Source organism: Halomonas sp. TG39a (assembly GCF_000744395.1).
In the GTDB taxonomy this organism is placed as follows: domain Bacteria; phylum Pseudomonadota; class Gammaproteobacteria; order Pseudomonadales; family Halomonadaceae; genus Vreelandella; species Vreelandella ventosae_B.
The window spans coordinates 1,895,607-1,908,880 of the sequence record NZ_JQLV01000001.1; the positions used below are offsets into that span (position 1 = coordinate 1,895,607).

The window sequence follows — 13,274 nt, forward strand, 5'->3', positions numbered from 1 at the left end:
CGCTAATAGTGAAGTCATCGTTTTTGACGCTTATAGCAGTGTTAATTGCTGTTTATTGATGTAAAAATAGCGTTTACGACTATATAAATGCGGATGAATTGGTGATATTTTTCAAATGGTTATCGATCTTCAAATGTGGTTCTAAATCCGTGAAAGGGAGTGCATCAAAATGGCGCGTCAAACGGTAGTTTTGGGAGCAGGCATGGTGGGTGTCAGCATTGCCTGGCATCTGCGCCAGCGGGGGCATGAGGTCACCCTGGTGGACCGCCTTCAGCCTGGCCGTGAAACCTCGTTTGGCAATGCGGGTATCATTCAGCGTGAAGCGGTTAGGCCGTACCCTTTTCCCCGCGACGTCAAAACGCTACTTAGCGTCTTACCTAATCGCCGGGTAGATATTCGTTATCGCACGGCGGGGATGGTTAACGCTGCCTCCCCGTTATTGCGCTACTGGATGAACTCGGCGCCGAAGGCTTACCAGAAAATTGTCCCGGAATACGCCTCACTTATTCAGCTTTCGCTAAAAACCCACGGCCCGATGATTGATGCCGCAGGCGCCGAGCACCTGGTGCGCAGGCAGGGGTGGCTTGAGCTTTATCGCACTCCTGAAAAGCTGGCGGCGCGGATAAAAGAGGCTGAAGAAGCGCGGCGTCTTTATGGCGTGGAGTTCGCGCAGTTGGATAGGGCGGCTCTTGTGGATAAAGAGCCTTCCCTGAGCGATACCATTATCGGTGCGATTCACTGGCTGGATCCCTGGACCGTTGCTGATCCCGGTGCGCTGGTTGCGGCTTACGCGGAGGCGTTTAGCAACGACGACGGACGCATTTTGCAGGCGGATATTAAGTCAGTTAAGCAGGTGGGGGAGCGCTGGCAGGTTAATACCGCCTCCGAAACATTAGAAGTAGATGAGGTCGTGGTGGCGCTAGGTCCATGGGCGGGAAGCTGGCTAAAAGAGCTTGGCTATCACTTTCCTACCTTTGTTAAGCGTGGCTATCACATGCACTACGTACCTCAGGCGTCGGCAAAGCTCAATTTTTGGGTTATGGATGCCGAGGTCGGCTATCTGCTGGCGCCGATGAACGCTGGCGTTCGTTTGACCACAGGTGCCGAATTGGACCGCTTGGATGCGCCTGCGGATGTTAATCAATTAGCAGCAGCTGAGAAAGTCGCGCGCAGCGTATTCCCGCTAGGCGAGCGCTGCGATGACGCCGCTTGGAAGGGCGCACGGCCCTGTTTGCCCGATATGAAGCCGGTAATTGGGCCTGCGCCGCGGCACCCAGGGCTATGGCTGGCCTTTGGCCATGGCCACCAAGGATTTACCTTAGGGCCTGCTACAGGCCATCTGCTGGCGGATATGATGGAAGGGCAACCTACCGCCATTGATATGGCGCCCTTTCGCGCTGATAGGTTCTAACTAGCGCTATATTCATTAATGATCAGGATGATTAAGCCGATAGTATTAGAGAGCGTCAGGTGTAAGCACACGTAGTAATGATGATTTTTTTGCGTGTGACCTAATGCTTTGCTAATTTGTAGGTACATTCGCACGCCATGAGGTGGAAATATGGATGTTGGTATCAGTAGTTCAGTAAGCGCATCGCTGTATATGAACCAGGCGCAAACCGCTGAACAGGCTCAAATGCAGGTGTTCAAAGAAGCTTTGGATACGCAAGCTGATCAAGTAACGGAAATAATGGCCTCCGCTGACACTGGCGCTCAGCCAGACTTGGCGAAAGAGGGCAATGTAGGCACGCAGGTAAATACCTACGCTTAATAAATCCTATGCTGAATAAGCTATGGGTGCCTTAAATAAAAAACGCTGACCTGGTCAGCGTTTTTTTTGGTCTTTCTTTCAGGGTCCGCGTTTGACGCCACCCGCGACAAAAGCCGCTCCCAGGCGTTACAATTGCCGCAATGGACATTGCTCAACGCGCGGCGGCTAGTTGGTCGAGAACTACTAATTGAGTGCTGCGCTGAGTACCTATATTTGAAGAGGCACAATGAAAGAGACTCAATTAGCCCGTGAAGCCGAGCTTCGCAGGACATTCGCTATTATTTCGCACCCTGATGCTGGTAAAACCACGATCACCGAAAAGATGCTGCTGTTTGGTAATGCCATTCAGTTAGCCGGTTCGGTAAAGAGCAAGCGTAACGATCGCCACGCTACCTCGGACTGGATGAAGATGGAGCAGGAGCGGGGGATCTCGGTAACGACCTCGGTGATGCAGTTCCCCTACGGGGGGCGCATCGTTAACCTGCTGGACACGCCCGGTCACGAAGACTTCTCTGAAGATACCTACCGTACGCTTACGGCAGTTGACTCAGCCTTGATGGTCATCGACGGCGCCAAAGGCGTTGAGGATCGGACCATTAAGTTGATGGAAGTGTGTCGTCTGCGTACCACGCCGATCCTCACCTTTATCAACAAAATGGACCGCGATATCCGCGACCCCATTGAGGTGATGGATGAAGTCGAGACCGTCCTAAACATTCAATGTGCGCCGATGACCTGGCCGATTGGCATGGGGCGTCACTTCAAGGGCGTTTATCACCTCTATAACGACGTGATTCATCTTTATACCCAGGGCCAGGGCAGCCGAATCCCTGATGATAGGCGCATTGAGGGCTTGGATAGCCCTGAAGTGGATGCCGTGCTGGGAGAAGATCAGGCCGAAGAGCTGCGTATGGAAGTCGAGCTGGTGCGCGGTGCCTCCCATGAGTTTGATCTAGACGCCTATCGTCGTGGTGAGCTTTCACCGGTCTATTTCGGAACCGCCATGGGCAACTTTGGCGTGCGTGAAATGCTCGACGGTTTTGTCGAGTACGCGCCGCCACCCCAGGCCCACGAAACCGATACGCGGGTAGTTACGTCTGACGATGAGCGCTTCACCGGTTTCGTGTTTAAAATCCAGGCCAACATGGATCCCAATCACCGCGACCGCATCGCTTTTTTGCGGGTCTGTTCAGGCAAGTACGAAAAGAACATGAAGATGCGCCATGTACGTATCGGCAAGGACGTTAAGATTGCCGATGCGTTGACCTTTATGGCCTCCGACCGTTCCCAGGTAGAAGAGGCCTGGCCCGGCGATATTATCGGCCTGCACAATCACGGTACGATCCAGATCGGCGATACTTTTACCGTGGGTGAGGATATGCGCTTTACCGGCATCCCCCACTTTGCGCCTGAACTCTTTAAGCGCGTGCGGCTGAAAGACCCGCTGAAAATGAAGGCGCTACAAAAGGGCTTGCAGCAGCTTTCCGAAGAGGGCGCTACCCAGGTCTTTATGCCCATGGACAACAACGACCTGATTCTCGGCGCAGTGGGTACCCTGCAGTTCGATGTGGTCGCCCACCGCTTGAAAGAGGAGTACAAGGTCGACTGCTTGTACGAAGGGGTCAACGTTCAGACCGCCCGCTGGGTCTACTGTGAAGATGCTAAAAAACTCGAAGAGTTTAAGCGTAAAGCCAGTACTAACCTGGCAATTGATGGCGGTGGTTACCTCACCTATATCGCGCCTACCCGGGTTAACTTACAGATGACCCAGGAGCGCTGGCCGGACATTCGCTTCCAGCCAACCCGCGAGCACTAACGTTTATAGGTAGGCCCCATGCTGGTTGATGCCCACTGCCATCTCGACTTTGCCCAGTTTGATAAGGATCGAACTGAGGTATTTGAGAGCGCCAAGGCAGTGGGTGTGGCGCACTTTGTGGTGCCGGGCACCACCCGTTCCCGCTGGCAGCAGGTGCTGGCGCTTGGCGCACGAGCGGACACCTCGGTATGCCTGGGCTTACACCCTTACTTTATGGATCAGCATCAAGAGGCGGATATTGCCGCGCTGGACAACCTGCTCAGTGAGCACCCTAAGGTGGTGGCCGTGGGCGAGTGCGGTATCGATGGTCGCTTTACCGACACCCTTGAAGCCCAGTGGCACTACTTTGATGCCCAATTGAAGCTAGCCAAACAGCATGCGCTGCCGGTGGTGGTGCACTGCGTCCACGCCAACGACAAGGTCGCTAAGCGCCTTCGCCAGTTGGCGCTGCCCAAGGCGGGGCTGATTCATGCCTTCTCAGGCTCCATTGAGCAAGCAACGAAGTTTCTCGACTTGGGATTCAAACTGGGGTTGGGTGGCGCCGTCACCTATGAGCGAGCCAAGCGGCTACGGCGAACCGCTGCGGCGCTGCCTGACGAGGCCTTTGTGCTGGAAACCGACAGCCCCGACATGCCGCTTAGCGGCTATCAGGGGGGGCGGAACGAGCCGTGCCGAGTGGCCGAGGTGTGTGACATTGTGGCCACTCTGCGTGGACAAACAGTGGAACATGTTGCGGCCCAGAGCAGTGAAACCGCTGCAACGTTGTTTGGCTTATCCTAAAACGTAAGCCTTAGCCGTTGAGGCTAACCGCCAGCTGCTCGGGATCAACGCGCTCAATCGCATAAGGTAATAGAAGCAGGGTGGCTGGCGTCCCAGCTAAAAACAGCGGCGTCATTGCTTCGGCCACTTTGGTGCTCATGACCGCTAGCAGCTCGATGTCGCCTTGCGGGGTCGTCGCGCTGGCTACCACTTCACCCACTGATTTATCGTCACAATTAACGATGCTGGCGCCCACCTCGGGCAGCGATGTGGTTTCTACACTGATGTGCATCAGGCGCTTTTTCACTTGGCCACGAAAGTGTGCCCGGGCAACAACTTCCTGACCGGTATAGCAGCCTTTTTTAAAGCTAATGCCACCCAGCGCTTCCCAGTTAAGCATCTGGGGCAGGAAATGATCCTGCTGGGCATCGGTAAGCCACGCCAGGCCGCTACGAATATCCTCAAGCTGCCAAGCGTTGCGGCTCACTGCATCATCCTTAACCGATGCCGGGGTATCGTGATCGAAACACAACAGCCAGCGCGGTGTCTCACCGGGGTAGCGGAGTACGCAGGCTTGATCGTTGTTACTGTGGGTACCCACTTGATCAGGTAGTGATAAAGCAAATTGATCCGCAATCGATTGGGCATCATCGCTTGAACCCACGACGATAAGATCGGGCAGCGAGACCAACTCAGTCTTATAGAAGGCGGCGAATTTTTTAAGATGGCTGGCTAAACTGTCAAGTAGGGTAACGCTCAGTAGCAAACGAAAATGCTCATCCCCCAAGCGCATCAGTTGAGCGTTGGCTAACATCCGCCCCTTAGGCGTACAAAAACAGGTGAGCGGCGCGAAGTGTCCATCGGCCAAGCTGACCTGAGCGCTGGTCTGGCCCTGAAGGAACTTTTCGGCATCCGCCCCCTTCACATCCAGCGCGGCTAAATGATTAAGGCGGACGCTGCCAAGGGCGGGGGTGCTAGCGGTAACGGTCGCCATAAAAACTCCTGAAAAAGTGGGAAAGCGTTCGGTAGTGATGTATTCAGTACGTAAGAGTCAAAAGTAACGTTAGTACTATTAGGTGTGGGCGGTCAGCGCTGATTGCAAGGCACCATTAGCGTGCTAGACTCTTTCTCTTGTATCAGTTTTGCACAGGTCAACAGGCAGGGAAACGCTATGGCGCAGCAGTCGTTAACATTCCAAGGTGTTAAATCGGTCGATCAGGTCAACAAAATCACCACGGCGCTGATGATGCTTGATGGCGTTGATAGTGCCGAAGTGGGGCGCCATGGCGCCGATGTAGACGGCCGGGCAAGGCGCGAAACGCTGATTAATGCCATTGAAAAACTCAAGCTAGGCGTAAAGGTATCCTAATGCACCCACCGATTACCGTGATCAGTGAACGCAACCATGTCTTTAGGCAGCGAGTTGAAGTCAATGGCTTGGAAGATCTATACGCTGATGTGCCACCGATAGTAGGTGGCGAGGGCAGTGCCCCTGATCCCCACGACTATTTCGATATTGCTCTGGGTACCTGCAAGGCGATTACTGTGCAGATGTACGCCAAGCGTAAAGAGTGGCCGCTCGAGGGTATTACTGTCACGGTGCAGCGTGACGATAGCCAGGAAAAAAAGGGCATCTACAAGCTAGACGTGGCATTAACGCTGCACGGTATTGAAGACCCGGAGCAGCGCGCCCGGCTGGAAGATATTAGCCACCGCTGCCCCATTCAACGCCTGATGACCCAGTCTACGGTCGAGATCGCCACCCGGTTAGTTTAAATTATATCTTTTATAGGAGCACCGATGAGCAAAGCCTTTCGATTGCAGTCAAAATTTCAGCCCGCTGGCGACCAGCCTGCTGCTATTAAAGGGCTGATTAGTGGCCTGGAATCTGGGCTTGCTCACCAAACGCTGCTTGGCGTGACCGGGTCGGGTAAAACCTTCACCATGGCCAATGTGGTGGAACAGCAGCAGCGTCCTACCATTGTGATGGCGCCGAACAAGACGCTTGCGGCCCAGCTTTACGGCGAATTCAAGGCATTCTTCCCGGATAACGCCGTAGAGTATTTCGTCTCCTACTACGACTACTACCAGCCGGAAGCCTATGTGCCTTCCTCGGATACCTTTATCGAGAAAGATGCCTCGATAAACGACCATATCGAGCAGATGCGGCTTTCGGCCACCAAGGCACTGCTAGAACGCCGCGACGCGCTGATTGTGGTGTCAGTCTCGGCGATTTATGGCCTCGGTGACCCTGACCAGTACCTTAAAATGCGCCTCCATTTCACCCGCGGTGAGCTGATTGATCAGCGCGCCTTTTTGCGCCGCTTAGCGGAGCTACAATATACCCGCAATGATATGGATTTCCGCCGCGGTACCTACCGGGTGCGCGGGGATGTGATCGATATTTTCCCTGCTGATTCCGACGAAGAGGCGGTTCGGGTAGAGCTGTTCGATAGCGAGATCGACACCATTCGCCTGTTCGATCCGCTCACCGGTGCCGTGCGCGGGGAAGTGCCGCGGATGACCATCTATCCCAAGTCCCACTACGTTACCCCGCGGGAAACGATTCTAGGCGCCATTGATGACATTAAACAGGAGCTCAAAGAGCGCCTTGAATGGATGCGTAAGCACGAGCGGCTGGTAGAAGCGCAGCGTTTAGAGCAGCGCACCCTCTATGATATCGAAATGATGCTGGAGCTGGGTTACTGCAATGGTATCGAAAACTACTCCCGCTATCTCTCTGGCCGTGCGCCGGGCGAGCCACCGCCGACCTTCTTCGACTACTTGCCCGACGACGCGCTGCTGTTTATCGACGAGTCACATGTCAGCGTGCCCCAGGTAGGCGGCATGTATAAAGGCGACCGCTCGCGTAAAGAGACGTTGGTCGAGTATGGTTTTCGGCTGCCCTCGGCGCTGGACAACAGGCCCATGAAGTTTGAGGAGTGGGAGTCAATCTCCCCGCAAACGATCTTTGTCTCCGCCACCCCAGGCCGTTATGAGGGCGAGCACGCCAGCCAAACGGTAGAGCAGGTGGTGCGTCCCACCGGGCTGCTGGACCCTGAAATTGAGGTGCGCCCGGCCAGCACTCAGGTAGACGATCTGCTCTCGGAGATTGGTCTGCGCACTGCGGTAGGCGAACGGGTGCTGGTAACCACGCTAACCAAGCGCATGGCGGAAGACCTGACCGAGTATTTTGACGAGCACGGCATTCGGGTGCGCTACTTGCATTCGGATATCGACACCGTCGAGCGGGTTGAGATTATTCGTGATTTACGCCTAGGCAAGTTTGATGTGTTGGTAGGTATCAACCTACTGCGCGAAGGCTTGGATATTCCCGAAGTGTCGCTGGTGGCGATTCTCGATGCTGATAAAGAGGGTTTTCTGCGCGCCGAGCGCTCGTTGATCCAAACAATTGGCCGAGCGGCCCGTAACGCCCACGGCAAGGCGATTCTCTATGGTGACCGGATTACTGACTCGATGCGCAAAGCGATCGATGAGACCGAGCGGCGGCGGGCGAAGCAAACCGAACACAACCTTGAGCATGGCATTACACCGACCACCGTGACGCGGTCGGTGGCCGATATACTTGAAGCCGCCCAGGCGCCAGGCAGCAAGAAGAGCAGCCGTCGCCGTGGCAACGAGCGTAAAGTGGCGGAAAGCGCTGCAGAGTACGATATCACCACCATGAGCAACCAAGACCTGCTGGGTGCCATCAGTAAGCTTGAGGATGCCATGTTTGAAGCCGCACAAAATCTCGAGTTTGAAGAGGCCGCGCGGCTGCGTGATCAACTCCACCAGATGAAAGAAAAACAGCTGGCGCTGGGCTAACGGTATGCCGGAAGGCCCAGAAATTCGCCGCGCGGCGGATCGTATTGAACAGCAAATAGGCGGGCGGGTGATTGACGATGCTTGGTTCGCCTTTCCAGAGCTTGCCGAGCAGGCCGCGTCACTGATCGGTATTCGGGTTTCTCGGGTAGATACCTGGGGCAAAGCAATGTTGATCCGTTTTGCCGACCAGCGCGTGCTTTACTCCCACAATCAGCTTTATGGGGTTTGGAAGCTGCATAGTGAGGATAAACCGCCCAACACCAAGCGCACCCTGCGTGTTCGACTTACAGCAGAAGGGCGTAGCGCCAGTCTCTATAGCGCATCGGATATTTCCCTCTGGCATGCAGACAATCTCACCGAGCACCCTTTCTTAGCCCGCTTGGGCCCTGATTTGTTGAGCCAAGATGTGGCTCCATCCGATGTGCAGCAGCGCCTGAATTTGAAGCGATTTCATAAACGCAGCCTGGGGGCACTGCTGCTCGACCAGGGGTTGGTCGCCGGGCTGGGTAATTATTTGCGCTCTGAAATCCTGTTTTTCTCTCAACTGCCGCCAAGCGCTCGACCGGTGGATTTGACCCCAGAACAGCAGCAAACCCTGGCTGAGTGCATCATTGACATTACCCGCCAAGCCTACCAAACCGCAGGCGTCACCAATCGTGAGGCCTGGATCTCCCAGGCCAAAGCTGCAGGCGAGGCGCGCAGACAGTGGCGTTTCGCGGTTTTCGATCGGGCAGGTCTTGAGTGCCACCGCTGTGGATCGGTGATTGAGCGCAAAATGATCGGTTCGCGGCGGCTCTATCTCTGCCCTCACTGCCAGTCAGGATAAGCAGCGCCAAAGCGCGTCGCAGCGCTGGCTTTAATATTTATACCGTTATCTTGCTGGTAGAAACACACCTGGATCAAGATTTGCTGAAGTAATCAGTTCTACACCGCAGAGTGCTGCTGCGTAAGGGCCAATACGGTATACTGGGTTCACGCTAAGACGGCACTTCCGCAGGCGCGGACGAAAGCCGCTAACTAGACGATAACCTAGGAGCAATTAGTCCATGACCGTGATTCGCCAGGACGACGTTATTCAAAGCGTTGCCGATGCTCTGCAGTACATCTCTTATTACCATCCCAAAGATTTTATCGACGCCATGGCGGCTGCCTACGAGCGCGAAGAGAACCCCGCCGCCAAAGACGCCATTGCTCAGATATTGATTAACTCGCGTATGTGTGCCACCGGGCATCGCCCGATTTGCCAGGATACCGGCATCGTCACCGTGTTCGTTCACGTGGGTATGAACGTTACCTGGGAAGCGGACATGAGCCTGGACGACATGATCAATGAAGGTGTTCGTCGCGCTTACCTGCTGCCGGATAATATCCTCCGTGCCTCGGTGCTGGCGGATCCCGACGGCAAGCGGGCCAACACCAAAGACAACACGCCGGCGATTATTCACCACTCAATTGTGCCCGGTGACAGCGTCGATATTCACGTTGCCGCGAAGGGCGGTGGCAGCGAGGCAAAATCCAAGTTTGCCATGCTTAACCCCTCCGACAGCGTGGTTGATTGGGTGATGGAGCAACTGCCGAAGATGGGCGCTGGCTGGTGTCCGCCCGGTATGCTGGGGATTGGTATCGGCGGCACCGCTGAAAAGGCCATGCTGATTGCCAAAGAGGCGCTGCTGGATCCTATCGATATTCAGGATCTGCAGGCTCGCGGGCCCAGCAACCGTGCTGAAGAGCTGCGTTTAGAGCTGTTTGATAAGGTCAACAAGAGCGGTATTGGTGCCCAGGGGCTAGGCGGCTTAACCACCGTGCTGGATATTAAAGTTAAAGACTATCCGACCCATGCGGCCAACAAGCCTGTAGCGATTATTCCCAACTGCGCGGCGACCCGTCACGCCCACTTTACGCTGGATGGATCTGGCCCCGCAGCGCTAAAAGCGCCGAAGCTTGAGGACTGGCCGGAAATTACCCGCGAGGCGGGCGAGAACGTAAAACGTGTCAACCTTGATACGGTGACGCCCGCCGAAGTCAAAACCTGGCAGCCCGGTGATACCCTGCTGTTAAATGGCAAGCTGCTAACTGGCCGCGATGCGGCCCATAAGCGCATGATCGATATGCTGGCCAAAGGCGAGCCATTGCCCGTCGATATGAAAGGTCGCTTTATCTACTACGTCGGCCCGGTTGATCCGATTGGCGATGAAGTAGTGGGACCTGCTGGCCCGACTACCGCCACACGAATGGATAAATTTACCCGCACCATGCTGGAAGAGACTGGACTGCTGGGCATGGTAGGTAAAGCAGAGCGTGGGCAGCTCGCCATAGATGCTATTCGTGATAATGAAGCTGTCTACTTAATGGCCGTCGGTGGCGCTGCCTATCTTGTAGCACAGGCGATTAAAAAATCGCGGGTAGTGGGCTTCGAAGATCTGGGTATGGAAGCGATCTACGAATTTGAGGTCGAAGATATGCCAGTGACCGTGGCTGTTGATAGCCTGGGCACATCGGTACATCAAACCGGTCCGGCGAAGTGGAAAGAGATTATTGCCCAGTCGGCATGATGGAGTGGTAAGGTTGATTAGGCTTTAAACGCATAAGGGCCTCGCTGACGGCGAGGCCCTTGCTTTATGAGGACGTTGATATGACCTCCTGGTTGCTAGGGACCGGCATCTTACTGATACACCTGCTAGGCTTTGTCTCCGCGATTATGGCACTGATGTCCAGCCGCACCTCCCAGGGGGCCGTGGCATGGATCATATCGCTACTGACGTTCCCCTATGTGGCGCTTCCTGCTTACTGGTTTTTCGGGCGACCGCGTTTTTATGGCTATGTATCTGCCCGAGGCCAGCGAGACACCGTTCTACGCCGAGTGCTCGTGCGCTACCGGGCCAATGTTCAGCCTTATGTGGCCCCCTCCAGCAGTGCGGATATTCAGGCGGTGGAACAGCTTGCCATGATGCCGCTTACCCATGGCAATCAAGCGACACTGCTCATCGATGGGACCGCGACCTTCGAAAGCTTGTTTGACGGTATTGATCGCGCTGAGCAGTATGTTTTGCTGCAGTTTTTTATTGTTCGCAATGATGCCCTTGGGCAGCGCCTGAAGCATCATTTACAGCGTGCTGCGCAGCGTGGCGTGCGGGTGTATTTTCTCTATGATGAGGTGGGCAGCCGTAAATTAGCCGATAGCTACCTCAATGATTTAATCACTGATGAGGTAGCCGTGAGTGCCTTTCGCTCATCGCGAGGCCTTAAGCATCGTTTTCAGCTTAACTTCCGCAACCATCGTAAAGTGACCGTGATAGATGGTAAGGAGGGCTGGGTAGGAGGTTTTAATGTTGGGGTCGAGTATCTCGGTGAGAATCCGCGCCATGGGCCTTGGCGGGATACTCATCTTAAGCTGGAAGGGCCCAGTGTATTGGGCTTGCAGGAGGCTTTTTGGGAAGATTGGCATTGGGCCACCGATGAAGTGATTAGCCTGAACTGGTCCCCGGATACATCGCCCACCACCGACCATCACGTGGTTATTGTGCCTTCTGGCCCCGCTGACCGCCAGGACACCGCCAGCCTGCTAGTGCAGCAGGTTATTCATAGCGCCAAGCAGCGGCTATGGGTGACCAGCCCCTATTTTGTTCCCGACCAGGGAGTTCAGGACGCGCTGCGCCTTGCGGCGATGCGCGGTGTCGACGTTCGGGTCATGATCCCCGAGCGTCCCGACCACTTGCTAGTTTTCCTCTCGGCGTTCTCATTCCTACCCGATATGTTAAGGGCTGGTGTAAAAATATACCGTTATCTTCCGGGGTTTTTACATCAAAAAGTCATGCTGGTAGATAGCGAGGCAGCGACGGTGGGTACTGTCAATTTGGATAATCGCTCGTTTCGGTTAAATTTTGAGATTACCGCGTTTATACCAAGCCGCGATTTTGCGACCAGCGTTGAAGAGATGCTGGAAAAAGACTTTTCACACTGTCGGCGTGTGACCATCGATGAAATTAACCAGCGTCCGGTGTGGATGAAAGTCGTCTCGCGTGCGGCCTATTTAATGGCCCCGGTTCAATAATTAAGTTAGCCCAAAAGGAAAGCCAACATGCGTGAAAGCAGGGTGATACAAGGAGTCATGGGGTGAATCTTGAAACAAAATGGCTGGAAGATTTTGTAGCGCTGGCCAATACGCGCAGCTTTTCTGCGTCAGCACGCCAGCGACACGTTACCCAACCGGCATTTAGTCGTCGTATTCGAGCGCTGGAGCAGGCCGTTGATGTCACTTTGGTGGACCGTTCGACGACCCCCGTTGGGTTAACGCCAGAAGGGCAGTTGTTTCTGGTCACTGCGCGCAACCTGGTCGAGCAATTAAACGAATCGCTTAGCCATTTGCGCGGCCTGTCGATTGCTAACGAGGCGCTGGATATTGTCGCCGCGCACTCTTTGGCGCTGAGTTTTTATCCGCCGTGGATCTCTCGCCTGCAGCAGGGCTTGGGTGAGCTGCCGACTCGCTTGGTCGCCATGAATGTGGGCGAAGCGATTCATGTGCTGCGGGAGGGCAACTGCGATCTGATGCTCGCTTATTACGACCCTTTTGCCACTATGCAGCTAGATGCCGAGGTCTTCCCCTCGTTCTCGATTGGTAAGGTCAATATGCTGCCCGTTTCGTTGCCAGACGAGCATGGCAAAGCAAAATTTTCACTCCAGCACGACACCTCCATTCCCTATCTTTCTTACACCCAGGGGGCTTTCTTAGGACGCAGCGTGCGTATGCTGCTCAAGAATGACCCGTTGCGCATGAAGCTACGCACCGTGTACGAAACCGCCATGGCCGAAGGCTTAAAAGGAATGGTGCTACAAGGCGTTGGGGTGGCGTGGATACCCGATTTTTGTATTCGCGAGGAGTTAAAAAGTGGCCGCTTGGTAAGGGCAGGCGCCCCGAGTTGGGATATACCCTTGGAAATTCGTTTATATCGCTGCTCTATGGTGCATAAACCGGGTGTGGAGCGTTTGTGGCGGCAGATGATGAAGCTGCCGCGAGACTTTCTTCAGGCCTAATTAGTTAATGGTGAATGGTGAATGGTGAATGGTGAATGGTGAATGGTGAATGGTGAATGGTGAATGTTA

The 13,274-nt window shown here is 54.8% G+C and carries 12 protein-coding genes; 11 read left to right on the forward strand and 1 reads right to left on the reverse strand.

The features are described from left to right. Positions 1-169 precede the first annotated feature (169 nt). The 4 genes from U738_RS08370 (at position 170) to U738_RS08385 (ending at position 4,367) form a co-directional block, all read left to right on the forward strand. Entirely contained in the window at positions 170-1,411 is a 1,242-nt protein-coding gene (locus U738_RS08370; protein ID WP_035579203.1) for an NAD(P)/FAD-dependent oxidoreductase, read from the forward strand. A gap of 150 nt (positions 1,412-1,561) precedes the next feature. Further along, the gene (locus U738_RS08375) at positions 1,562-1,771 is read left to right on the forward strand and encodes a putative motility protein (RefSeq protein WP_035579205.1); all 210 of its coding nucleotides are present in this window, start codon (positions 1,562-1,564) and stop codon (positions 1,769-1,771) included. A 226-nt stretch (positions 1,772-1,997) separates the two neighbouring features. After that, positions 1,998-3,587, forward strand: coding sequence for a peptide chain release factor 3 (prfC, locus tag U738_RS08380; RefSeq protein ID WP_035579207.1), 1,590 nt, complete (start codon positions 1,998-2,000; stop codon positions 3,585-3,587). An 18-nt stretch (positions 3,588-3,605) separates the two neighbouring features. Beyond that, the gene (locus U738_RS08385; RefSeq protein ID WP_035579209.1) at positions 3,606-4,367 is read left to right on the forward strand and encodes a TatD family hydrolase; all 762 of its coding nucleotides are present in this window, start codon (positions 3,606-3,608) and stop codon (positions 4,365-4,367) included. 10 nt (positions 4,368-4,377) lie between these two features. On the opposite strand, the gene ygfZ is transcribed toward U738_RS08385, so the two are convergent. After that, positions 4,378-5,340 carry a CAF17-like 4Fe-4S cluster assembly/insertion protein YgfZ gene (ygfZ, locus tag U738_RS08390; protein WP_035579211.1) on the reverse strand — a complete coding sequence of 321 codons (963 nt, stop codon included), beginning with the start codon at positions 5,338-5,340 and terminating at the stop codon, positions 4,378-4,380. Positions 5,341-5,517: 177 nt separating this feature from the next. Between ygfZ and U738_RS08395 the strand changes: the two genes are divergently transcribed. The 7 genes from U738_RS08395 (at position 5,518) to U738_RS08425 (ending at position 13,205) form a co-directional block, all read left to right on the forward strand. Next, a complete protein-coding gene (locus tag U738_RS08395) occupies positions 5,518-5,715 on the forward strand; it encodes a hypothetical protein (protein WP_035579215.1) in 198 nt (65 codons plus the stop codon). Beyond that, a complete protein-coding gene (locus U738_RS08400) occupies positions 5,715-6,122 on the forward strand; it encodes an OsmC family protein (RefSeq protein ID WP_035579217.1) in 408 nt (135 codons plus the stop codon). The genes U738_RS08395 and U738_RS08400 overlap by 1 nt, the downstream gene beginning before the upstream one ends. 24 nt (positions 6,123-6,146) lie before the next feature. Further along, positions 6,147-8,174 (forward strand): excinuclease ABC subunit UvrB, encoded by a 2,028-nt coding sequence (gene uvrB, locus U738_RS08405; protein ID WP_035579219.1) that lies wholly within the window; start codon positions 6,147-6,149, stop codon positions 8,172-8,174. A gap of 4 nt (positions 8,175-8,178) precedes the next feature. Then, complete coding sequence (gene nei, locus U738_RS08410; RefSeq protein WP_035579222.1) at positions 8,179-9,000, forward strand: endonuclease VIII; 822 nt, start codon at positions 8,179-8,181, stop codon at positions 8,998-9,000. A 220-nt stretch (positions 9,001-9,220) separates the two neighbouring features. Beyond that, entirely contained in the window at positions 9,221-10,726 is a 1,506-nt protein-coding gene (locus U738_RS08415; protein WP_035579226.1) for a fumarate hydratase, read from the forward strand. 80 nt (positions 10,727-10,806) lie between these two features. After that, positions 10,807-12,225 (forward strand): cardiolipin synthase, encoded by a 1,419-nt coding sequence (gene cls / locus U738_RS08420; protein ID WP_035579229.1) that lies wholly within the window; start codon positions 10,807-10,809, stop codon positions 12,223-12,225. A 62-nt stretch (positions 12,226-12,287) separates the two neighbouring features. After that, positions 12,288-13,205, forward strand: coding sequence for a LysR substrate-binding domain-containing protein (locus U738_RS08425; RefSeq protein ID WP_035579232.1), 918 nt, complete (start codon positions 12,288-12,290; stop codon positions 13,203-13,205). Positions 13,206-13,274 lie beyond the last annotated feature (69 nt).